At 72.2% G+C, this 23,047-nt stretch carries 20 protein-coding genes; 19 read left to right on the plus strand and 1 reads right to left on the minus strand.

Annotated elements, in window-relative coordinates; all coding sequences use genetic code 11:
- Positions 1 to 5 precede the first annotated feature (5 nt).
- The 7 genes from ASD10_RS05545 (at position 6) to ASD10_RS05575 (ending at position 10,154) form a co-directional block, all read left to right on the plus strand.
- The gene (locus ASD10_RS05545) at positions 6 to 950 is read left to right on the plus strand and encodes an o-succinylbenzoate synthase (protein WP_082556039.1); all 945 of its coding nucleotides are present in this window, start codon (positions 6 to 8) and stop codon (positions 948 to 950) included.
- Complete coding sequence (gene menD / locus ASD10_RS05550; RefSeq protein WP_056605823.1) at positions 947 to 2,503, plus strand: 2-succinyl-5-enolpyruvyl-6-hydroxy-3-cyclohexene-1-carboxylate synthase; 1,557 nt, start codon at positions 947 to 949, stop codon at positions 2,501 to 2,503. The genes ASD10_RS05545 and menD overlap by 4 nt, the downstream gene beginning before the upstream one ends.
- 67 nt (positions 2,504 to 2,570) lie before the next feature.
- Positions 2,571 to 4,151, plus strand: coding sequence for a GMC family oxidoreductase (locus ASD10_RS05555; RefSeq protein WP_056605826.1), 1,581 nt, complete (start codon positions 2,571 to 2,573; stop codon positions 4,149 to 4,151).
- A gap of 14 nt (positions 4,152 to 4,165) precedes the next feature.
- Entirely contained in the window at positions 4,166 to 5,689 is a 1,524-nt protein-coding gene (locus ASD10_RS05560; RefSeq protein ID WP_056605828.1) for an aldehyde dehydrogenase family protein, read from the plus strand.
- 368 nt (positions 5,690 to 6,057) lie between these two features.
- The gene (locus ASD10_RS19540) at positions 6,058 to 8,940 is read left to right on the plus strand and encodes a helix-turn-helix transcriptional regulator (protein WP_162248824.1); all 2,883 of its coding nucleotides are present in this window, start codon (positions 6,058 to 6,060) and stop codon (positions 8,938 to 8,940) included.
- 16 nt (positions 8,941 to 8,956) lie between these two features.
- Positions 8,957 to 9,718 (plus strand): SGNH/GDSL hydrolase family protein, encoded by a 762-nt coding sequence (locus tag ASD10_RS05570; protein WP_056605832.1) that lies wholly within the window; start codon positions 8,957 to 8,959, stop codon positions 9,716 to 9,718.
- A 10-nt stretch (positions 9,719 to 9,728) separates the two neighbouring features.
- Positions 9,729 to 10,154 carry a hypothetical protein gene (locus ASD10_RS05575; protein ID WP_056605834.1) on the plus strand — a complete coding sequence of 142 codons (426 nt, stop codon included), beginning with the start codon at positions 9,729 to 9,731 and terminating at the stop codon, positions 10,152 to 10,154.
- On the opposite strand, the gene ASD10_RS05580 is transcribed toward ASD10_RS05575, so the two are convergent.
- Positions 10,151 to 11,404, minus strand: a complete 1,254-nt coding sequence (locus ASD10_RS05580) for an isochorismate synthase MenF (protein ID WP_157432467.1) — start codon at positions 11,402 to 11,404, stop codon at positions 10,151 to 10,153. The genes ASD10_RS05575 and ASD10_RS05580 overlap by 4 nt on opposite strands.
- A 124-nt stretch (positions 11,405 to 11,528) precedes the next feature.
- Here ASD10_RS05580 and ASD10_RS05585 point away from each other — a divergent pair, with 124 nt between their 5' ends.
- From ASD10_RS05585 to nuoK, 12 genes are all read left to right on the plus strand, one after another.
- The gene (locus tag ASD10_RS05585) at positions 11,529 to 12,221 is read left to right on the plus strand and encodes a demethylmenaquinone methyltransferase (RefSeq protein ID WP_056605835.1); all 693 of its coding nucleotides are present in this window, start codon (positions 11,529 to 11,531) and stop codon (positions 12,219 to 12,221) included.
- A 168-nt stretch (positions 12,222 to 12,389) separates the two neighbouring features.
- Positions 12,390 to 12,749, plus strand: a complete 360-nt coding sequence (locus ASD10_RS05590; RefSeq protein ID WP_056605836.1) for an NADH-quinone oxidoreductase subunit A — start codon at positions 12,390 to 12,392, stop codon at positions 12,747 to 12,749.
- A complete protein-coding gene (locus ASD10_RS05595) occupies positions 12,749 to 13,303 on the plus strand; it encodes an NADH-quinone oxidoreductase subunit B family protein (protein WP_056605838.1) in 555 nt (184 codons plus the stop codon). Before ASD10_RS05590 ends, ASD10_RS05595 begins: the two co-directional genes overlap by 1 nt.
- 13 nt (positions 13,304 to 13,316) lie before the next feature.
- Positions 13,317 to 14,066: an NADH-quinone oxidoreductase subunit C gene (locus tag ASD10_RS05600; protein WP_056605841.1), complete on the plus strand. Its 750-nt coding sequence runs from the start codon at positions 13,317 to 13,319 to the stop codon at positions 14,064 to 14,066.
- On the plus strand, positions 14,063 to 15,391 hold the full coding sequence (locus ASD10_RS05605) for an NADH-quinone oxidoreductase subunit D (RefSeq protein ID WP_056605843.1): 1,329 nt from the start codon (positions 14,063 to 14,065) through the stop codon (positions 15,389 to 15,391). The genes ASD10_RS05600 and ASD10_RS05605 overlap by 4 nt, the downstream gene beginning before the upstream one ends.
- 20 nt (positions 15,392 to 15,411) lie before the next feature.
- A complete protein-coding gene (gene nuoE / locus ASD10_RS05610; RefSeq protein WP_056609928.1) occupies positions 15,412 to 16,167 on the plus strand; it encodes an NADH-quinone oxidoreductase subunit NuoE in 756 nt (251 codons plus the stop codon).
- Positions 16,160 to 17,473, plus strand: a complete 1,314-nt coding sequence (nuoF, locus tag ASD10_RS05615; RefSeq protein ID WP_056605851.1) for an NADH-quinone oxidoreductase subunit NuoF — start codon at positions 16,160 to 16,162, stop codon at positions 17,471 to 17,473. Before nuoE ends, nuoF begins: the two co-directional genes overlap by 8 nt.
- 175 nt (positions 17,474 to 17,648) lie before the next feature.
- Positions 17,649 to 20,048: an NADH-quinone oxidoreductase subunit G gene (locus tag ASD10_RS05620; RefSeq protein WP_056609929.1), complete on the plus strand. Its 2,400-nt coding sequence runs from the start codon at positions 17,649 to 17,651 to the stop codon at positions 20,046 to 20,048.
- A 76-nt stretch (positions 20,049 to 20,124) separates the two neighbouring features.
- On the plus strand, positions 20,125 to 21,384 hold the full coding sequence (nuoH, locus tag ASD10_RS05625) for an NADH-quinone oxidoreductase subunit NuoH (protein WP_056605852.1): 1,260 nt from the start codon (positions 20,125 to 20,127) through the stop codon (positions 21,382 to 21,384).
- Positions 21,381 to 21,962 (plus strand): NADH-quinone oxidoreductase subunit NuoI, encoded by a 582-nt coding sequence (gene nuoI / locus ASD10_RS05630; RefSeq protein ID WP_056605853.1) that lies wholly within the window; start codon positions 21,381 to 21,383, stop codon positions 21,960 to 21,962. Before nuoH ends, nuoI begins: the two co-directional genes overlap by 4 nt.
- A complete protein-coding gene (locus ASD10_RS05635) occupies positions 21,959 to 22,744 on the plus strand; it encodes an NADH-quinone oxidoreductase subunit J (protein ID WP_056605856.1) in 786 nt (261 codons plus the stop codon). The genes nuoI and ASD10_RS05635 overlap by 4 nt, the downstream gene beginning before the upstream one ends.
- Positions 22,745 to 22,764: 20 nt before the next feature.
- Positions 22,765 to 23,034, plus strand: coding sequence for an NADH-quinone oxidoreductase subunit NuoK (gene nuoK, locus ASD10_RS05640; RefSeq protein WP_056609932.1), 270 nt, complete (start codon positions 22,765 to 22,767; stop codon positions 23,032 to 23,034).
- The last annotated feature ends 13 nt before the right edge of the window (positions 23,035 to 23,047 follow it).

A 23,047-nucleotide genomic window follows, 5' to 3' on the forward strand; every position in this document is an offset into this window, starting at 1 on the left:
CACTCGTGCAGCCCCGTACCTTCTCGATCCCGATGCCGACGACGTTCCGCGGCATCACGCGGCGCGAGGGCATGCTGATCGAGGGGCCGGCCGGATGGGCCGAGTTCAGCCCGTTCCTCGACTACGACGCCCGCGAGAGCGCGCCGTGGCTCGCGGCGGCGATCGACTCCGCCGAGCGCCCGTGGCCCGCCGCCGTCCGCGACCGCGTGGCGGTCAACTGCACCGTCCCGGCGGTCGGTCCCGAGCAGGCCGCGCGCATCGTGCGCGCCAGCGGGTGCGGCACCGCCAAGGTCAAGGTCGCCGAGCGGGGCCAGACGCTCGCCGACGACGTCGACCGGGTCGAGGCCGTGCGCGACGCCATCGGCCCCGGGGGCCGGGTGCGCGTCGACGCCAACGGCGGCTGGACGGTCGACGAGGCGGTCAGCGCGATCGCGGCCCTGGACCTCGCGAGCCGCGGGCTGGAGTACGTCGAGCAGCCGTGCGCGACGGTCGAGGAGCTCGCCGCAGTCCGTCGGCGCGTGGGGGTGTCGATCGCGGCGGACGAGTCGATCCGTCGTGCCGACGACCCGTTCCGCGTCGCCGAGCTCGAGGCCGCCGACGTCGCGGTGCTGAAGGTCGCCCCGCTCGGTGGGGTGCACGCGGCCCTGCGCATCGCCGAGCGGATCGGTCTGCCCGTCGTGGTGTCCAGCGCCGTCGACACCTCGATCGGCCTCGCGGCGGGCCTGGCGCTGGCGGCCGCCCTGCCCGAGCTGCCGTACGCGTGCGGGCTCGCCACGACGTCGCTGCTCGACGGCGACGTCGTCGCGTCCCCGCTCGTCCCGGTCGACGGATTCCTGCCGGTCGGGCGCCAGGTTCTCGACCTCGCCGCCTACGACCGGGTCGCCGCCGACGGCGAGACCGACGCCCGCTGGCAGGCCCGCCTCTCGGCCGTCCGCGCGGTGCTGGCATGAGCGCCTCGGGTGATGCGCGGCGGCTGATCCACTCGCTGGCCGCGCTCGGCGTGCGCGACGCCGTGCTGTCGCCCGGGTCGCGCTCGGGGCCGCTCGCGGTGGGCCTGCTCGCGGCCGAGCGGGCCGGGGTCCTGCGGCTGCACGTGCGCGTCGACGAGCGCGAGGCCGCGTTCCTCGCGCTGGGCCTCGCGAAGGGCTCGCACCGGCTCGTGCCGGTCGTCACGACGTCGGGCACGGCGGTCGCGAACCTGCACCCGGCGATGCTCGAGGCGCTGCACGCCGACGTCCCGGTGCTCGCCGTGACGGCCGACCGGCCCGCACGGCTGCGCGGCACGGGCGCCAACCAGACGACCGACCAGCGCGAGATCTTCCCGGGCGTGCCGTTCACCGACCGCGTCGACGAGCTGTCGGGACGCGTCCAGCACCTCAACCTCGAGCTCGACGAACCCCTCCTCGAGCCGGTCGAGTGGGGCTTCGAGCCGCACGGTCCGCCCGACCGGACGATGCGCGGTGAGGAGCACGGCGAGCCCCACGTGCTCGACATCGGCCCGCGCACCGTCGTCGTGGCCGGCGACGACGCCCGGCAGCCCGCCCGCGTCCTGGCCCGCGACGCCCGCTGGCCGCTGCTCGCCGAGCCGTCGTCGGGCTCGCGCAACGGCGAGGCCCTCGTGACGTACCGCCAGCTGCTGGTCCACTCGCCGCTGGCGAGCCGCATCGAGCGCGTCGTCAGCCTCGGCCACGCGACGCTGACGCGTCCGGTCGCCCGGCTGCTGGCGCGCACCGACGTCCCGGTCGTGCACGTCGGCACGCAGGCGACGTTCCCCGTGCCCGCCGGCCCGAACGTGACGTTCGTCGACCGGGTCGCGGCGGGCGGCGTCGACGAGTCGTCGTGGCTCGACGAGTGGCTCGCCGACGACGCGCTCGCGACCGCCGTCGTCGACGACCTGACGGTCGGCACGCCCTACGACGTCGCGCGGGCCGTCAACGCGGCCGTGCCGCCCGGCGGCCTGCTGTTCGTCGGCTCGTCGAGCCCCGTCCGCGACCTCGACCTCGTCGCGCGGCCCTACCCCGTCGGCGGCAAGCGGCTGATCATCGCCAACCGGGGGCTGGCCGGCATCGACGGCGTCCTGTCGAGCGCGATCGGCGCGGCCCTCGGGCGCCCGTCGAGCCGCGCGATCGCCTACGTCGGCGACCTCACGTTCCTGCACGGCAGCAACGGGCTGCTGATCGGTCCCGGCGAGCCGCGGCCCGACCTGACCGTCGTCGTGGCGTCCGACGACGGCGGCAGCATCTTCACGACCCTCGAGCAGGGCGCCCCCGACTTCGCGGCCTCGTTCGAGAGAGTCTTCGCGACGCCGACGGGCGCCGACATCGGCACGCTGTGCCGCGGCTACGGCGTGCCGCACCGCCTCGTCGACGTCGCCGCGCTGCCCGCCGCGCTCGCCGAGGACGTCCCCGGCATCCGCGTGCTCGAGGTGCCCGTCGACCGGACAGGTCGTCGCGAGCTCGACGCGCGGATCGGGGCGTCGATCCGGGCCGTCCTGGATCGCTGACACCTGTTGTGTCACGGACATACTCGCAGTAGGTTTGTGGCCCACGTCACCAGCTGGAAGAGGGCCCATGGCTAGTTCGACCTTCGACTACGTCGTCATCGGATCGGGCAGCGCCGGTGGGGTGATCGCCGCCCGGCTCACCGAGGACCCGCAGGTCTCGGTGCTGCTGCTCGAGGCGGGACCGCAGGACGACGACGAGATGATCCACATGCCGCTGGGCTTCTCGACGCTGTTCAAGACCAAGTGGGACTGGAACTACGAGACGACCCACCAGAAGCACCTCGCCGGTCGGCGCGCCTACTGGCCGCGCATGAAGGCGCTCGGCGGCTGCTCGTCGATGAACGCCATGATCTACATCCGCGGCAACCACGCCGACTACGACGAGTGGCGCGACGGCTACGGGGCCGACGGCTGGGGCTTCGACGACGTGCTGCCGTACTTCAAGAAGGCCGAGTCCAACACCCGGCTCGGCGACCCGTTCCACGGCACCGACGGGCCCCTGCACGTCGAGGACCGCCAGTACGACCACGAGCTCAGCACCGCGTTCGTCGAGGCGGGCGTCGCCGCCGGCCTCAAGCGCAACCCCGACTTCAACGGCGCCTCGCAGGAGGGCATCGGGCTCTACCAGGTCACGTGCAGGAAGGGGCGGCGCTGGTCGGTCGCCGACGCCTACATCCACCCCGCCGAGGACCGGCCGAACCTGACGGTGCTGACCGAGGCCTTCGTGACCCGCATCCTGCTCGAGGGCACCCGCGCGGTCGGCGTCGCCTACACGCGCGGCGGCGAGACGTTCGAGGTGCGCGCCGACGCCGAGGTCGTCCTCAGCGGCGGTGCGATCAACAGCCCGCAGCTGCTGATGCTGTCGGGCATCGGCCCGGGGGCGCACCTGCGCGAGATGGGCATCGACGTCGTCGTCGAGTCGTCCGGCGTGGGGCAGAACCTGCAGGACCACCCCGTCTCGGGCATCCTCAGCTACACCAAGGACACGACCGACGTCGCCGAGATGCTGGGGCTCGGCAACCTGCTCAAGTGGCGGGCGACGGGCAAGGGGCCGCTGGGCTCCAACGTCGCCGAGACCGGGGCGTTCTTCACCTCCCGCGACGACCTCGACGTCCCCGACATCCAGCTGCACGTCGCCCCCACGGGCTTCTACGACAACGGCATGCACGAGCCCACGCGCCGGGCCCTGACGACCGCCGTGACGCTCGTCAACGTGCAGAGCAAGGGCAGCATCACGCTGCGCTCGGCCGATCCGACGTGGCACCCCGCGATCGATCCCGGCTACTTCGACGACCGTGCCGACCTCGACGCGATGATCGGCGGCTACCGGCGCGCGCTCGCGATCCTGCGCGAGGGCCCCATCGCCCGCTACCTCGACGAGCCGTGGATGCCCGCGTCCGCCGATCCCACCGACGACGAGATCATCGACACGATCGGCGCACTGGGCCAGACGCTGTACCACCCCGTCGCGACGTGCGCGATGGGCACGGTCGAGGGCAGCGTCGTCGACCCCGAGCTCAAGGTCCACGGCGTCGACGGACTGCGCGTCGCGGACGCCTCGGTCATGCCCCGCGTCCCCCGCGGCAACACCAACGCACCCACCATCATGATCGGCGAGAAGTGCGCCGACCTGATCCGCACCGCCTAGAAGCAGGAGCCACGATGACCGCCACGCTCGACCCCACCGCCACCGCCTCCGCCGACGCCCCCGTCGACACGTTCGACTCGCTCGACCCCGCCAACGGCGACCTCGTCGGCACGCACCCCGTCACGTCCAAGGCCGACGTCGACGCCGCCGTGGCCCGGGCCCGCGAGGCCGCCGGCTGGTGGGGGGCCCTGAGCTTCGACGAGCGCGCCGAGCACCTGCTGACGTGGCGCAGCGTCATCACGCGCCGCATCGCGCAGCTCGCCAACCTGTCGCACCGCGAGACCGGCAAGCCGCACGGCGACGCGCAGCTCGAGATCATCCTCGCGATCGACCACGTCGCGTGGGCCGCGAAGAATGCCAAGAAGGTGCTCGGGCCCAGCAAGGTGAGGTCGGGCCTGCTGATGGCCAACCAGGCGTCGACCGTCGAGTACAAGCCGCTCGGCGTCGTCGGCGTCATCGGGCCGTGGAACTACCCCGTCTTCACCCCGATGGGCTCGATCGCCTACGCCCTCGCGGCCGGCAACACCGTGGTGTTCAAGCCCAGCGAGTACACGCCCGGCGTGGGCCAGTGGCTCGCCGACACGTTCACCGAGGTCGTGCACGGTCGCCCCGTGCTGCAGGTCGTCACGGGCCTCGGCGAGACCGGCAGCGCCCTGTGCACCGCCGACGTCGACAAGCTCGCCTTCACCGGGTCGGGCCCGACCGGCAAGAAGGTCATGGCGGCGTGCGCCGAGAACCTGACCCCCGTCATCATCGAGGCCGGCGGCAAGGACTCGCTGATCGTCGACGAGGACGCCGACCTCGCCAAGGCCGCCGAGGCGGCGCTGTGGGGCGGCATGTCGAACGCCGGCCAGACCTGCATCGGCACCGAGCGCGTCTACGTCCACGAGAAGGTCTTCGACTCGTTCATGACCGAGATCCTCGGCCAGGCGAAGGGGCTGCGCGCGGGCGCCGACGCCGGCGCCAAGATCGGCCCCATCACGATGCCGTCGCAGCTCAAGGTCATCCAGAGCCACATCGACGACGCGATCGCCAAGGGCGCGCACGTCGCGCTGGGTGGCTCGGACGCCGTCGGCGAGCGCTTCGTCCAGCCGACGATCCTGACCCACGTGCCCGAGGACTCGACCGAGATCACCGAGGAGACGTTCGGCCCGACCCTCGCGATCAACCCCGTCCGCAGCATGGACGAGGCCGTCGAGCTCACCAACGCGACGTCGTACGGCCTCGCGGGCGCCGTGTTCTCCAAGAAGCAGGGCATGGAGATCGCCCGGCGCATCCGCTCGGGCATGACGTCGGTCAACTCGGTCATCGCCTTCGCCGGCGTGCCCACCCTGCCGTTCGGCGGCGTCGGGCAGTCGGGCTTCGGCCGCATCCACGGGCCCGACGGCCTCAAGGAGTTCACGTACGCCAAGGCCATCACGCGGCAGAAGTTCAAGCCCGTCATGATGCTGACGTCGTTCGAGCGGGGCGCCAAGGAGGACGGCCGCGTCGCGCAGCTCATCACGCTGCTGCACGGCGGCAAGCAGACGCTCAAGTGACGCGCGGCTCCTTCGTCGCCGCACCCGGCGCTCGTCCCTCGCGCCAGCCGGGCTGACGCCCGGGCGTCTGCCTTCGCTCGCTGCGCTCGCTCGGCCTGTGGTCGGGACGATCGGCTGGGACGATCTGAGGCACCTGCGGCCCGTGTCTAGGGAGATCGTCCGATGCGGGGCGACGTCCCGCGGTGCGAGCGTGGGGGCATGACGATCGACCGCGACTCCCGCGCCACGCCCAGCCTGATCCGACGGTCCGGTCGGACCCGTTCCCGCCGTGGTCTCGTGCTGCGGCTCGCGGCCTGGGCGACGGGTCGATCGGGTCAGGTGTGACGGACGTGCCCGGAGCGTCCGAGGCGTCGGCCATGATGGTCGGCATGGCTGACACCCGGGCTCCGTCGACGCGGCTGGTGGGTCGCACGCGCGAGCTCGACCAGCTGCTGGGCCTGGCGGGCGTCACGGCTCCCGAGGCGCGCGACGTCGTGCTGCTCGGCGGCGACGCGGGCATCGGCAAGACCCGCCTGCTGCGCGAGCTCGGTGCCGCGGCCCGCGGGGCCGGCCACCGCGTCATGGCGGGCCACTGCCTCGACCTGGGCGACAGCGCGCTGCCCTACCAGCCGTTCGCCGAGGCCTTCTCGGGCCTGTCCGACGCCGAGCGCGACGTGCTCGCCGAGCGCTTCGCGGCCCTCGGTCCGCTCCTGCCGCGGCCGTCGGCGGCCCCGGGCCCCGGCGTCGAGCGCGCCGAGCTGTTCGCGTCGGTCGTCGCGGCGCTCGACTCGCTGGCCGCCGAGCGTCCCGTCCTGCTGGTCATCGAGGACGCGCACTGGGCCGACGCGTCCACGCGGCACCTGATCCGCTACGTCCTCGCCCAGGGCTTCCACGGGGCGGTCCACGTCGTCGTCAGCTATCGCGCCGACGACCTGCACCGACGCCACCCGCTGCGCGAGGCGCTGAGCGAGTGGGTGCGGCTTCCGCGGGTGCGCCGCGTCGAGCTCGAGCCGCTCGCCGACGCCGACGTCGCCGACCTGGCCCGCGTCCGCTCCACGGCCGAGCTGCCGGCCGAGGCGCTGCGCGCTGTCGTGCAACGGGCCGGCGGCAACGCCTTCTTCGTCGAGGAGCTGCTCGACGCCGGCCTCGCCGACCACCGCTCGTCGCTCCCCGAGACCCTGAGCGATCTGCTCCTCGTGCGCCTGGAGCGCCTCGACGACGGTGCTCGACGGCTCGTGCGGGCCGCGTCGGTCACCGACGGGCGCGAGGGGTTCACGGCCCTGGCGGCGGCCGCGGGGCTCAGCGACGACGAGCTCGACGACGCCCTCGTCGCGGCGGTCGACCACAAGGTCCTGCGCCGCACCGGGTCGGACGACTACGTGTTCCGCCACGCCCTGCTGGGCGAGGCGCTGCGCGACGACCTGCTGCCGGGCGAGCGACGCCGCATCCACGCCGCCTTCCTGGAGGCGCTCCCGGACGACGCCCCGCCGGCGACGGTCGCCCGCCACGCCCTGGCCGCCGGGCAGCGCGAGACGGCCTTCACGGCCACGGTGCGCGCCGCCGAGGCCGCGGGTCGCGTCGCCGGCTACGACGAGGCGGCCCAGCACTACGAGCGGGCGCTCGACCTGATCGACGCGGCCCCGGGCGACACCGACGAGATCGACCTCGTGATCGCCGCCGCCAACGCCCTCGTCACGTCCGGTCAGCTGATGCGCGCGCTGGGGCTGCTGCGCGACCACCTCGCGGGCCTGGCCACCGACGTCCACCGCGACTGCCACGGGCGCCTGCTCGTCGCGATCGGCAACACGAGCTACTTCGCCAACCTCGACGCCGACGCCGAGCAGGCGAGCGTCCGCGCGACGCAGGTCGTGCCCGACGAGCCGACGGTCCTGCGCGGCGAGGTCGCCGCCCTGCGGGCACGGGTGCTCGCCAACCGGCGGCGCGACCGCGAGGCCGCGCAGTGGGGCGAGCAGGCGCTGCGGATCGGCGAGGCGACCCGCGCCGAGGCCGTCATCTTCGACGCCAAGGCCACCGTCACCCGGCTGCTGGCCCGGTCGGGCGACGGCTCGCACGAGACGATGCAGGCGTTCCGCGAGCTCATCGACGCGTCCCGCGCCTCGGGGCACGTGCTGGGCGAGCTGCGGGGCCTCAACCAGATGGCCTTCGTCCACTTCAACGCCGGCGAGCTCGACGCCGCCGCCGAGACGTTCGACGAGGAGCGGCGCCGCGCCGCCCGCACGGGGTGGTCGTGGGGCCCGTACGGCTTCGACGGCCGGTTCTTCGGCGTGCTGGTCGCCTTCATGCGGGGGCGCTGGGACGAGGCGCTCGAGCTCGGGGCGGTCCGTGCGGGCGCCCCGCCGGAGTTCGACGCCTACCTGACGGCGGTGTCGCTGCTGGTGTCGGCCGGGCGGGGCGACACGGCCCAGATCGAGCGCACGCTGCCGCAGCGGGCGCTGTGGCGCCACGACCAGGCGTCGGCGATCCACGGCACGTCGGCCCTCGTCGAGCTGGCCGGCGCCGGTGGAGACCTGGCGGCGGCGCGGCGTCACTACGACGACCTCGTCGAGCTGCACACCCGCTCGTGGGACGAGCCCGACTTCCCGGCCCGCATCCGGCTCGTCGCGCTGCTCGTCGGGCAGTACGCCGGCGCGGTGCGCACGCTCGACCGTGCCGAGCAGCAGCTGCTCGTCGACCAGGTGCCCGAGCTGCTCGCGGACGTCGAGCGGGCCGCCCGGACGACCCAGCCGCTCGGGCCCGAGGGGCTCGCGTGGCAGGCGCGGGCGCACGCCGAGGTCGACCGCCTGCACTGGCTCGCCGGATCGGGTCCCGGCACCGCGTCGTCGGCCGACCTGGTCGCGGCCTGGCGCGCCGTGCGCGAAGGGTTCGTCGGGCTCGGCGACCCCTACGAGACGGCCCGCTCGTCGGCACGGCTCGCGGCGGTGCTGCTGGCGTCGGGCGACGACGCGGAGGGTGCCGGGCTGGTCGCCGAGGCCCGCGGCACCGCCGTCGCGCTCGGCGCGCGCCCCCTGCTGGCCGAGCTCGACCGGCTCGCGCCCCGACCCGTCCGCGCCGACGTCGACCTGACGCCGCGCGAGCGCGAGGTCCTGCAGCAGGTGGCCGCGGGTCGCAGCAACGGCGAGATCGGCACGCGGCTGTTCATCAGCACCAAGACCGTGTCGGTGCACGTCTCCAACATCCTGGCGAAGCTCGGCGCCGCGGGCCGCACCGAGGCGGCGGCGATCGCTCGCCGCAGGGGCCTGCTCGACGACTGAGGGCTACGCTGGCCGCGTGACCTACCACCGTTTCGTCGCCCTCGGCGACTCGTTCACCGAAGGCGTCGGCGACCCCGACGAGACCCGTCCCAACGGTGTGCGGGGCTGGGCCGACCGGGTCGCCGCGCAGCTCGCCGGCGACGACGTCCAGTACGCCAACCTCGCGATCCGCGGGCGCAAGCTGCTGCAGATCGTGGCCGACCAGGTCGAGCCCGCGGTCGCGATGTCGCCCGACCTCGTGACGATCTACGCCGGGGCCAACGACGTCCTGCGGCCCCGCATCGACGTCGACCGCCTGATCGAGGTGTACGACGACGCGATCGGGCGACTCGCGGCATCCGGTGCCCGCGTCGTCGTGTTCACGGCGTACGACCCGGGCGGCTCGCCGGTCTTCGGCGCGCTGCGCGGACGGTTCGCGATCTACAACGAGCTGGTGCGCGAGGTCGCCGACCGGCACGGGGCGACGCTGGTCGACTTCTGGCGCCTGCGCGACTACCGCGACGACCGCCTGTGGGACGGCGACCGCATGCACATGTCGTCGGCCGGTCACCAGCGCATGGCGATCGCGGTGCTCGACGCCCTGGGCCTCGAGCACGACCTGCAGCCGCTGCCGCTCGACGAGCGTCCGGTGCTGTCGGCGGCCGACCGCCGCGCCGCCAACCTCGACTGGGCGCGCACGCACGCCGGGCCGTGGGTCAGGCGCCGGCTCACGGGCACGTCGTCCGGCGACGGACTCGCGCCGCGCCGGCCGACGCTCTCCGCGGTCACGGCCGGCTGAGGGCGTCGCGGTGCGTCTGCCGAGGCTCGGCCCCAAGCTGGCCGGCCCGCCGACGGACCTCGACGACGACTCGATGGAGCGGCTGGACGAGTTCATCCGCATGACCAAGGACGACAAGGTCGTCAGCACCCGGCGCCTCCTGTGGCTCGCGGTCGTGTTCGCCGGCCCCCTGCAGCTCAAGCAGGAGCGGGCGCCCGCGGCGACCGGCGACTCGGTCGTGCTGGGCCCGCACACCGTCGTGATGACGCCGCAGCAGCTCGTCGGCGTCGCGAAGGTCAGCTACTACCTGACGCGGCTCGACGCGGGCGAGACGCTCAAGCCCGCCAGGGTCTTCGAGGTCGACGACGGCAACGGGTGGTGGCACCTCGACGGCCTGCACCGCCTGCTGGCCGCCCGCATCATGGGTCAGTCGCTGGAGGCACGGATCCACCGCTAGGAGGTCAGCGCCTCGCGGACGGGGATGAGCTTCGCGCTCGACTCGGCGAGCTCGTCGGCCGGGACGGAGTCGGCGACGATGCCGCACCCCGCGAACAGCCGCACCGTGCGGCCGTCGTCCTCGACCTGCGCCGAGCGCAGGCCGATGCCCCACTCGCCGTCGCCCCGGGCGTCGATCCAGCCGACGGGTCCGGCGTAGCGGCCGCGCTCGAGCCGCTCGATCTCGTCGATCAGGCGGACCGCGTCGGGCGTCGGGGTGCCGCCGACCGCCGCCGACGGGTGCAGCGACGCGGCCAGCGTCAGGGCGCTCGCCCCGTTCTTCATGACGCCCGTGACGTCGGTCGCGAGGTGCATGACGTTGGGCAGGTGCAGCACGAACGGCGTCTCGGGCACGTTCATGCTCGTGCAGTGGGGGGCGAGCGAGTCGGCGACCGAGCGCACGGCGTACTCGTGCTCCTCGAGGTCCTTGCTCGACCGCGCGAGGGAGCCCGCCAGGGCCAGGTCGTGCGTGTCGTCGCCGGTGCGGCGGATCGTGCCGGCCAGCACCCGCGACGTCACGAGGCCGCGCTCGAGACGCACCAGCATCTCGGGCGTCGACCCGAAGAAGCCGTCGACGTGGAACGTCCAGCAGCTGGGGTAGTCGGCCGCGAGGCGGGCCAGGGGAGCGCGGACGTCGAGGGGCTCGTCGAGCGTCGCGACGAGGTCGCGCGCCAGCACGACCTTGTCGAGGTCGTCGGCCTGGATGCGCTGGACCGCCTCGGCGACCAGGGCCTTCCAGGCGTCGCCGTCGACCGGGCCGTCGACGAACGTCGCGCCCGACGGCTGGCGCGGGGGCGTCGTGGGGGAGACCGCGGGGGTCGCGGCGATGCCCGTGCCGATCACCGTGACCCAGGCGACGCCGTCGCGGCGTCCCACCACGACCTCGGGCACGACCAGGACGCTGCCCTCGGCGGCGTCGGCGAACGTGAAGGAGCCGAAGGCCACGAGACCCGAGCCGGGGGTGTCGACCTCGTCGCGGACGACGGCGTGGGACGACAGCTCGCGCCACCACTCGGCGGCCTCGGCGAAGCGGTTCGCGCCGGACGTTCGCAGCTCCGTCGCGCGTCCCCAGCCGACGAGCCCGTCGCCGCCGTGCACCCACGCGAACGCGTCGTCGGGGGGCAGCAGCGAGAGCAGCTCACCGGGGTCGCCGACCGGCGCGGACCGGACCACGAGGGGACCGATCTCGGGGTCGACGGCGGGACTGCTCACATCGATTGAGTCTACGCGGGGCCCCGGGGGGATGCTCGTGATGTGTCGCGTCAGACACCCGGGACCCCGGCGTCGCGCCGCGGCCCGGACGGCGAGGGTGCTGCGGTGGTCGTAGGATCGGGCGGTGAGCAGAGCCGGCCTGGACAAGCAGCCCCACGACGTCGCGCGGATGTTCGACGGCGTCGCCGAGAAGTACGACCTGACCAACGACGTGCTGTCGATGGGCCAGGACCGTCGCTGGCGCAAGCGGGTCGTCGAGCTCGTCGCACCGATGCCGGGCGAGCTGATCCTCGACCTCGCGGCGGGCACCGGCACGTCGAGCCAGCCGTTCGCCGACGCCGGCGCCACCGTCGTGCCGTGCGACTTCTCGATCGGCATGCTCGAGGTCGGCAAGCGCGACCGTCCGGACCTGCCGTTCACGGCCGGCGACGGCATGCGGCTGCCGTTCGGCGACGACACGTTCGACGCCGTCACGATCTCGTTCGGCCTGCGCAACATCGTCGACCCCATCGCGGGCCTGCGCGAGCTGCTGCGCGTCACGCGTCCGGGCGGACGCATCGTGGTCTGCGAGTTCAGCACGCCGACGTGGGGCCCGTTCGACGCGGTCTACACGAACTACCTCATGCGGGCGCTGCCGCCCGTCGCACGCGCGGTGTCGTCCAACCCGGAGTCGTACGTCTACCTCGCCGAGTCGATCCGGGCGTGGCCCGACCAGAAGGGCCTCGCGCTGCGCATGGTCGAGGCGGGCTGGGGTCGCGTCGAGTGGCACAACCTGTCGGCCGGCATCGTCGCGCTGCACCACTCCGTCAAGCCCTGAGCGCCCTCCCCGAGGGACGGGCGGACGCGACAGCCTGACTTAGTGTGACCTAAGTTACACCTGGTCCGAGGCGGGCGTAGGGTGAGACCGTGATCACGTTGTGAAGCAATTCACAAGCGCACGATCACAGTGGTTCTTCGCTCTGTCGGTCCAGGCCCGGGAGGTCCCGTGACGGATTACACGCCGATCCTCGTGCTCGGGGGTCTCGCGGCGCTGTTCGCGATCGGCTCGGTGGCGATCGCGCCGCTGACGGGTCCCAGGCGCTACAACCGCGCCAAGCTCGACCGCTACGAGTCCGGCATTGAGCCGAGCCCCCTGCCCGAGGGCGGCGGACGCATCCCCGTCAAGTACTTCTTCACGGCCATGATGTTCATCGTCTTCGACATCGAGATCGTGTTCCTGTACCCCTTCGCCGTCGCCTTCGACCAGATGTCCTGGTTCGCGGTCTTCGCGATGATGCTGTTCCTCGTCAACGTCACGATCGCCTACGCCTACGAGTGGCGCCGCGGCGGAATGGAGTGGACCTGATGGGTCTCGAAGAGAAGCTGCCGAGCGGGGTCCTGCTCTCGACGGTCGAGGGGCTGGCCGGCTACATGCGCAAGGCCTCCTTCTGGCCCGCGACGTTCGGCCTGGCGTGCTGCGCGATCGAGATGATGACGTTCGGCGCGCCCCGGTTCGACTCGGCACGCTTCGGCATGGAGGTCTTCCGGCCCTCGCCGCGCCAGGCCGACCTCATGATCGTCGCGGGCCGCGTCAGCAACAAAATGGCGCCCGTCGTGCGGCAGATCTACGACCAGATGGCCGGTCCCAAGTACGTCCTGGCGATGGGCGTCTGCGCCAGCTCGGGCGGCATGTTCAACAACTACGCGATCGTGCAGGGCGTCGACCACGTCGTGCCGGTCGACATGTACCTGCCCGGCTGCCCGCCCCGTCCCGAGATGCTGATCGACGCGATCCTCAAGCTGCACGACCAGATCCAGCACACCAAGCTCGGCTCGAACCGCCTCGCCGAGATCAAGGAGGACGAGAGGACGGCGCTGCTGGCCACACCGACCTCCGCCATGAAGGGGCTCATGCGATGAGGGGTGGCGCACGATGACCGATCCCCGAGGCGACCGCGACGCCCGCGACGCCGGCACGCGGTCGCAGGACGTCTCGCACGAGTCGCACGACAACCTCGTGCGGGCCGACGTGACCGAGCTCGAGGTCGTCGAGGTCCGCGAAGGTGCCTTCGGCGCGCACGGCACGGGCGACACCAGCGGGTTCGGCGGCCTGACCCGTCCCGTCGTCATGCCCGGCCCGAGCCAGCGCCCCTACGGCGGCTGGTTCGACGAGGTCGCCGACCGCTTCGCCGGCGGCGCGGGCCTCGAGGGCGCGATCGAGAAGGTCGTCGTCGACCGCGGCGAGATCACCTTCTACGTCCGCCGCCAGCTGCTGCTGCCGGCCGTGACCCACCTGCGCAACGACCCCGTGCTGCGCTTCGAGTTCTGCTCCAGCATCAGCGCGGTGCACTTCCCGCACGAGACGGGGCGCGAGCTGCACGTCGTCCTGCACCTGCTGTCGATGACGCACAACCGTCGCATCCGGGTCGAGACCACGACGCCCGACGACGACCGCCACGTGCCCAGCGTCGTCCCGATCTACCCGACCGCCGACTGGCAGGAGCGGGAGGCGTGGGACATGTTCGGCATCGAGTTCGACGGCCACCCCGCGCTGACCCGCATCCTCATGCCCGACGACTGGCCCGGGCACCCCCAGCGCAAGGACTATCCGCTGGGCGGCATCCCGGTCGAGTACAAGGGCGGCACGATCCCGCCGCCGGACCAGCGCAGGAGCTACTCATGACCCAGACGACAGATCCCTACGCCGGCACGACCGACTCGACCGAGGGCCCGGTCTTCACCGTCACGGGCCAGGACTGGGACACGATCGACGTCTCCGACCTGCAGGGCGACCGCCTCGTCATCAACATGGGCCCCCAGCACCCGTCGACGCACGGCGTGCTGCGGCTCGTGCTCGAGATCGACGGCGAGACCGTCCGCGACGCGCGGGCCGGCATCGGCTACCTGCACACCGGCATCGAGAAGAACATGGAGTTCCGCACCTGGACGCAGGGCGTCACGTTCTGCACCCGGATGGACTACGTCGCGCCGTTCTCGAACGAGGCGGCCTACGTCATGGCGGTCGAGAAGCTGCTCGAGATCGAGGCCCCCGAGAAGGCCCAGGCCATGCGGGTGCTGCTGCTCGAGCTCAACCGCATCTCGTCGCACCTGGTGTGCCTGGCCACCGGTGGCATGGAGATCGGCGCCCTGACCGTCATGACGTGCGGGTTCCGCGACCGCGAGCTGATCCTCGACCTGTTCGAGATGATCACCGGCCTGCGCATGAACCACGCCTTCTTCCGTCCCGGCGGCGTGGCCCAGGACCTGCCCGACGGCGCGATCGAGAAGATCCGCTCGACCGTCGCGCTGCTCAAGAAGCGCCTGCCCGAGTACGCCGCGCTCTGCAACGCCAACCCGATCTTCAAGGGACGCCTCAAGGGCGTCGGCCACCTCGAGCTCGCGGGCTGCCTCGCGCTCGGCCTGACCGGCCCGGTGCTGCGCTCGACCGGCTACGACTGGGACCTGCGCCGCAAGCAGCCCTACTGGGGCTACGACACGTACGACTTCGACGTCGTGACCCGCGACGAGCCCGACGCCTACGGGCGCTTCCGGATCCGGCTCGACGAGATGTGGGAGTCGATCAAGATCGTCGAGCAGGCCACCGAGCGGCTCGCCGGCATGGAGGGCCTGCCGGTCATGGTCGCCGACAAGAAGATCGCGTGGCCCGCGCAGCTCAGCGTCGGGGCCGACGGCCAGGGCAACTCCGCCGAGCACATCAAGCACATCATGGGCGAGTCGATGGAAGCGCTGATCCACCACTTCAAGATCGTCACGGAGGGCTTCCGGGTGCCGGCCGGCCAGGCGTACGGCGCTGTCGAGGCGCCGCGCGGCGAGATCGGCTGCCACCTGGTCTCCGACGGCGGCACGCGCCCCTACCGCGCGCACTTCCGCGATCCGTCGTTCGTGAACCTGCAGGGCACGTCGGTCATGAGCGAGGGCGGCATGATCTCCGACGTCATCGTCGCCGTCGCCAGCATCGACCCGGTCATGGGCGGGGTTGATCGCTAGTGACGCTGTCCGACGTGACCATGGGTGAGCTGCACGAGCTCGCCGGCCGGTACCCGCACGCGCGCAGCGCGCTGCTGCCGATGCTGCACCTGATCCAGTCGGCCGAGGGCCACGTGACCAACGATGGCATCGAGGTGTGCGCCGACATCCTCGGCATCACCGCCGCTGAGGTGTCGGGCGTCGCGACGTTCTACACGATGTACAAGCGCCGGCCCATGGGCGAGCACCACGTCGGCGTCTGCACCAACACCCTGTGCGCCGTGATGGGCGGCGACCTGATCTTCGAGCGGCTCAAGAGCCACCTCGACGTCGGCAACGACGAGACGACCGACGACGGGCGCGTGACGCTCGAGCACATCGAGTGCAACGCGGCGTGCGACTTCGCCCCCGTCATGACGGTCAACTGGGAGTTCTTCGACCAGCAGACCCCCGAGTCGGCGATCGAGGTCGTCGACCGGCTGCGGGCCGGCGAGCCCGTGCAGGCGACGCGCGGCGCGACGATCACCAGCTGGCGCGAGGCCGAGCGGGTCATCGCGGGCTTCGAGGACGGCCGCGTCGACGAGGGCCCCACGGCCGCGGGGGCGTCGCTCGCCGGCTTCGAGATCGCCCGCGAGCGCGGCTGGACGGCTCCGAGCCTCGACGCCGAGGGGTCGACCGCCGGCGTCGCCGACACCAAGCAGGAGGCCGAGGAGCAGGCCGACACCACCCGCGCCGGCACGGAGACCCTCATCGAGGAGTCTCCCGCCGACACGGCAGAGGAGGGCAACGATGACTGATCTGCTGACGCCGGTCCTGACGGCCGACTGGGGCACCGACCGCGCCTGGACGCTCGAGGAGTACCGCCGCACCGGCGGCTACCGGGCGCTCGAGAAGGCCCTCGCGATGGCGCCCGCCGACGTCGTCGAGCTCGTCAAGGAGTCGGGCCTGCGCGGTCGCGGCGGCGCGGGCTTCCCCACCGGCATGAAGTGGGGCTTCATCCCGCAGGACAACCCCAAGCCCAAGTACCTCGTCGTCAACGCCGACGAGTCCGAGCCCGGCACGTGCAAGGACATCCCGTTCATGATGGCGACGCCGCACACCCTCATCGAGGGCGTCATCATCGCGGCCCACGCGATCAACGCGAAGCAGGCGTTCATCTACGTCCGCGGCGAGGTGCTGCACGTCATCCGCCGTCTCCGCGCCGCGTGCCGCGAGGCCTACGAGGCCGGTTACCTCGGTCAGGACATCCTCGGCAGCGGTGTCGGCATCGACCTCGTGATCCACGCCGGGGCCGGCGCCTACATCTGCGGCGAGGAGACGGCGCTGCTCGACTCGCTCGAGGGCCGCCGCGGGCAGCCCCGCCTGCGACCCCCGTTCCCCGCCGTCGAGGGCCTCTACGCCAGCCCCACCGTGATCAACAACGTCGAGTCGATCGCGTCGGTGCCCGCCATCGTCCGCGGCGGCCACGAGTGGTTCGCCTCGATGGGCACCGAGAAGTCGAAGGGCTTCGTCATCTACTCGCTGTCGGGGCACGTCCGCCGGCCCGGCCAGTACGAGGCCCCGCTCGGCATCACCCTGCGCCAGCTGATCGACCTGGGCGGCGGCATGCGCGAGGGCAGCGAGCTCAAGTTCTGGACCCCCGGCGGCTCGTCGACGCCGCTGCTGACGGCCGAGCACCTCGACATGCCGCTCGACTACGAGTCGGTCGGCGCGGCCGGCTCGATGCTCGGCACCCGCGCCCTGCAGATCTTCGACCAGACGACGTCGGTGGTGCGGTGCGTGCTGCGCTGGACCGAGTTCTACAAGCACGAGTCGTGCGGCAAGTGCACCCCGTGCCGCGAGGGCACGTGGTGGCTCGTGCAGACCCTGCAGCGCCTCGACGAGGGGCAGGGGCGCGAGGGCGACATCGACCTGCTCGTCGACCTGTGCGAGAACATCCTCGGACGCTCGTTCTGCGCGCTGGGCGACGGCGCCACGAGCCCCATCACGTCGGCGATCCAGCACTTCCGCGACGAGTTCGAGGCCGGCCTGCACACGCCGTCGAGCGAGCTGTTCCCGCCCGCGGCGTCGATGCTGTTCCGGCAGGAAGAGGTGACGGCATGATCACCACGGCGACGCTCGCCAGGGAGCGCAGCGACCGTGAGGGAGCGAGGGACGAGCGACCGAGGCGTGGCGGGCGTTCGGGCTCGGGTGAGTTCGCAGCCGGCGGATGGTCGCCTCGCTCCGCTCACGGTCGGCCGCAGGCGGCCTCCCCGGCGACCGAGACGGGAAGGGCATCATGACCATCGAGGCGACGCCTGACACGCAGGCTCCCGTCGAGCTCGTGACGCTGACGATCGACGACGTCGAGGTCAGCGTCCCGAAGGGCACGCTCGTGATCCGCGCCGCCGAGCTGATCGGCACCGAGATCCCGCGCTTCTGCGACCACCCGCTGCTCGACCCGGTCGGCGCGTGCCGGCAGTGCCTGGTCGACATCACCGACGCCGGCAACGGCCGCGGGTTCCCCAAGCCGCAGGCGTCCTGCACGATCGAGGTCGCGGCCGGCATGGTCGTCAAGACCCAGGTCACGTCGCCGGTCGCCGAGAAGGCGCAGCGCGGCAACCTCGAGTTCCTGCTGATCAACCACCCCCTCGACTGCCCCGTCTGCGACAAGGGCGGGGAGTGCCCGCTGCAGAACCAGGCCATGACCCACGGGCAGGGGGAGTCGCGGTTCACCGAGACCAAGCGGACGTTCCCCAAGCCGATCAAGGTGTCCGAGCAGGTGCTGCTCGACCGCGAGCGCTGCGTGCTGTGCGCCCGCTGCACCCGGTTCTCCGAGCAGATCGCCGGCGACCCGTTCATCGCCCTGGTCGAGCGGGGCGCCCGCCAGCAGGTCGGCATCTACGAGGAGGAGCCCTTCAGCTCGTACTTCTCGGGCAACACGATCCAGATCTGCCCCGTCGGCGCGCTCACGAGCGCCGACTACCGGTTCCGCTCCCGGCCGTTCGACCTCGTGTCGGCGCCGTCGATCGCCGAGCACGACGCCAGCGGCTCGGCGATCCGCGTCGACCACCGGCGCGGCAAGGTCATGCGCCGCCTCGCGGGCGACGATCCCGACGTCAACGAGGAGTGGATCACCGACAAGGACCGCTTCGCGTTCACCTACGCGACGCAGGGCGACCGGCTCACGACGCCGCTGGTGCGCAGCGCCGACACCGGTGAGCTCGAGGTCGCGTCGTGGCCCGCCGCGCTCGCCGTCGCGGGGCGCGGTCTGGCCGCCGCGGGCGGCAAGGTCGGCGTGCTGACCGGCGGTCGCCTGACGGCCGAGGACGCCTTCGCGTACAGCACCTTCGCGCGCACCGTGCTGCGCACCAACGACATCGACTTCCGCGCGCGGGCCCACTCGGCCGAGGAGGCCGCCTTCCTCGCGTCGCACGTCGCCGCCACGCACCTCGACGTCACGTTCGCCGACCTCGAGAAGGCGTCGACCGTCGTCCTGGTCGGCTTCGAGCCCGAGGACGAGAACGGCAGCATCTTCCTGCGGCTGCGCAAGGCGCACCGCTCGCACGGCCTGCGGGTCGTGGCGATCGCGAGCCACGCGACGCGGGGGCTGCGCAAGATGTCGGGCGAGCTGGTGCGCACCGCGCCCGGCGACGAGCCCGCCGCCCTCGCGGCCCTCGACCTGCCCGCCGGCGCGATCATCTTGGTCGGCGAGCGACTCGCGTCGGTCGCCGGTGGCCTCAGCGCGGCGCTGTCCGCCGCCGAGACGTCCGGGGCGCGCCTGGCCTGGGTGCCGCGGCGCGCCGGTGAGCGGGGCGCGGTCGAGGCCGGGTGCCTGCCGACCCTGCTGCCCGGCGGGCGCCCGCTGGCGGACGCCGAGGCGCGCGCCGACCTGGCCGCCGCCTGGGGCGTCCGGTCCGTCCCCGCCACGAGGGGGCGCGACACCACCGCGATGCTCGCCGCCGCGGCGTCCGGCACGCTCAGGGCGATGCTGGTCGGCGGCGTCGAGCTCGACGACCTGCCCGATCCCGCCGCGGCCCGCGCGGGTCTCGAGGCCGCGGGCTTCGTCGTGAGCCTCGAGGTGCGGCACAGCGACGTGACGGCCTTGGCCGACGTCGTGCTGCCGATCGCCCCCGTCGTGGAGAAGCCCGGCACCTTCGTCAACTGGGAGGGCCGCCTGCGGACGTTCGAGGCGGTCCTGCACCAGCCCGCCTCGCTGACCGACATCCGCGTGCTGGCGGGGATCGCCGAGGAGATGGGGCAGCCGCTGGGCTTCCGCACCGTCGCGTCGGCCCGCCGCGCCATGACCGAGCTCGGGCCGTGGGACGGCTCGCGCGCCGAACGTCCCGCCGTCGAGCCGAAGACCGGTGCACGGCCGAAGAAGGGCACCGTCGTGCTCGACACGTGGCGGCTGATGGTCGACGACGGACGCGGCCAGGACGGCCAGGCGCAGTTCAAGGCCACGGCACGTCCGGCGGTCCTGCGGGCCAGTGGTGCCACCTTGGGCGCGTTCGACGTCGACCCCGGTGGGCCGGCGACGATCTCGACCGCCGCGGGCAGCGCGACGTTCCTGACCGAGGTGGCCGATCTGCCCGACGGCGTCGTGTGGGTGCCGACCAACTCGGGCGTCAACCTGCGCGCCGCCCTCGGTGCCGGGTTCGGCGACCGGGTCACCCTCACGGCCGGGGCGCCGCTGTGATGCCTCGTCCCGGGTCGCCTCGCTTCGCTCACGGTCGGCCGCGGGCGGCCTCCCTGGCGACCGGAAGGAGTGACGCATGAGCGAGCTGTTCGGCAACGACCCGTTCTGGGTCGTCGCGCTCAAGTCGGTGCTGATCTTCGTGTTCCTCTTGGTGTACACGTTGTTCAACATCTGGTTCGAGCGACGCGTCGTGGCCAAGATGCAGCACCGCATCGGTCCCAACGTCAACGGCCCGTTCGGCCTGCTGCAGAGCCTCGCCGACGGCGTCAAGCTCGCGCTCAAGGAGGACATCGTCGTCAAGGCCGCCGACAAGGCGGTCTACATCATCGCGCCGATCCTGGCCGTCATCCCCGCGTTCCTGGCGTGGGCCGTGATCCCCTTCGGCCCCGAGGTGACGATCCCGTTCACCGACACCGTCACCCCGCTGCAGCTGACCGACCTGCCCGTCGCGGTGCTGTACGTGCTGGCCGTGACGTCGATCGGCGTCTACGGCATCGTGCTGGCCGGCTGGTCGTCCGGCTCGATCTACGCCCTGCTCGGCGGCCTGCGCTCGAGCGCCCAGGTCATCTCGTACGAGGTCGCGATGGGCCTGTCGTTCGTGTCGGTGTTCATGTACGCCGGCTCGATGTCGACGTCCGAGATCGTCGCCGCCCAGTCGGACCTGTGGTACTTCATCCCGCTGTTCCCGTCGTTCGTCATCTACTGCATCGCGATGGTCGGCGAGACGAACCGCGCGCCGTTCGACCTGCCCGAGGCCGAGGGCGAGCTCGTCGGCGGGTTCCACACCGAGTACTCGTCGCTGAAGTTCGCGCTGTTCTTCCTGGCCGAGTACATCAACATGGTCACGGTCTCGGCGCTCGCGACGACGCTGTTCCTCGGCGGCTGGCGCGCCCCGTTCGGCATCGGCCAGATCGACGACGGCTACTTCAACACGGGCTACTGGCCGATCCTGTGGTTCTTCGGCAAGACCCTGTTCTTCATCTTCGTCTTCGTGTGGCTGCGCGGCACCCTGCCGCGCATGCGGTACGACCAGTTCATGAGCTTCGGCTGGAAGATCCTGATCCCGATCTCGCTCGCGTGGATCGTGGCGGTGACGTTCATCCGCAAGCTCAGGTCCGAGGACATGCTCGACCAGGACGTCCTGGTGCCCGTCGCGATCGTGGTCGGCGTGCTGGCCGTGCTGACGTTCTTCATCCCCGAGAAGAAGCAGCCGCCCGAGCCCGCGGAGGTCGAGTTCGACGCCTTCGCGGGCGGCTACCCCGTCCCGCCGATGCCCGGCCAGCGCGCCGAGCACGAGTCCGCCGCCACCGACGACACCAAAGAGGTGAGGTCATGACGAATCCGGTCAAGGAGACCCTGTGGGACCCGATCGCCGGCTTCGGCGTGACGTTCCGCACGATGTTCCGCAAGCCCGTGACCGAGCAGTACCCGTTCACGAAGGTGCCGACGGCGCCGCGCTTCCACGGACGTCACCAGCTCAACCGCTGGCCCGACGGCCTCGAGAAGTGCATCGGCTGCGAGCTGTGCGCGTGGGCGTGCCCCGCCGACGCGATCTACGTCGAGGGCGCGTCCAACACCGACGAGCCGGACGGCTCGGGACGTCACAGCCCCGGCGAGCGGTACGGCCGCGTCTACCAGATCAACTACCTGCGCTGCATCCTGTGCGGCCTGTGCATCGAGGCGTGCCCGACCCGCGCGCTGACGATGACCAACGAGTACGAGCTGGCCAACGACAACCGGGCCGACCTCATCTGGGAGAAGGGCGACCTGCTGGCGCCGCTGCTGCCCGGCATGGTCGAGCCGCCGCACGAGATGATGATCAGCGACGACCACCACGACTACTACCGCGGCAAGCAGCTGCCCATCGTGGACGTGTCGAGCGGCCCGACCGGTGAAGCGGGGGGCGGGGAGTGACGACGTTCTGGATCCTGGCGCCGGTCATGGTGATCGCCGCGCTGGGGCTGCTGTTCGCCCGCAAGGCCGTGCACGCGGCCCTCGGCCTGGCGGTCGTGATGATCAGCCTCGCGATCCTCTACGCGGCGCAGGGCGCACCGTTCCTGTTCGCGGTGCAGATCATCGTCTACACCGGCGCGATCATGATGCTGTTCCTGTTCGTGCTGATGCTGGTGGGCGTCGACACCTCGGAGTCGCTGCGCGAGACGATCGGCGGCCAGCGGCTGGCCGCGGCGGCCGTGGGCCTGGCCTTCGGCGTCGTGATGGTGACGATCGTCGGCCAGGCCGTCGTCTCGCCGACGACGGGCTTGAAGGCCGCCAACGCCGACGGCAACGTCGAGGGCCTCGCGGCCCTCATGTTCGGTCCGTACGTCCTCGCGGTGCAGTTCACCGCGGCGCTGCTCATCACGGCGGTCCTCGGCGCGATGGTCATGGCCCACCACGAGAGCCTGCTGCCGAGGCGCTCGCAGGCCGACCTGGCCCGCCAGCGCCTGCGCGACTACGCCGAGCGGGGCGTCCACCCCGGCAACGCGCCGACGCCCGGCGTCTTCGCCCGCCACAACGCCGTCGACACGCCCGCGCTGCTGCCGGACGGCACGCCGCTGGAGGCGTCGATCTCCGAGAGCATCATCGGTCGCGGCCAGGTGCGCTCGGGCTACGACGAGGCCGTCGACGACATGGCCCGCCGGCTCGACCCGGCCTCCGACGACCGCGCCGACGACGAGGAGGGCGAGGGCAAGTGACCGAGTACATCACCCTGTCGATGATCCTGTTCACGATCGGTGCCGTCGGCGTCCTGGTCAGGCGCAACGCGATCATCGTGTTCATGTGCATCGAGCTGATGCTCAACGCCACCAACCTGGCGTTCGTCAGCTTCTCGCGCCAGCACGGCAACCTCGACGGCCAGCTCGCGGCGTTCTTCGTCATGGTCGTCGCGGCGGCCGAGGTCGTCATCGGCCTGTCCATCATCATCTCCATCTACCGCACGCGGCGGACGACCTCGGTCGACGACGCGAGCCTGCTGAAGTCCTAGGAGCGCTGGACGA

Source organism: Aeromicrobium sp. Root472D3, from assembly GCF_001426485.1.
In the GTDB taxonomy this organism is placed as follows: domain Bacteria; phylum Actinomycetota; class Actinomycetes; order Propionibacteriales; family Nocardioidaceae; genus Aeromicrobium.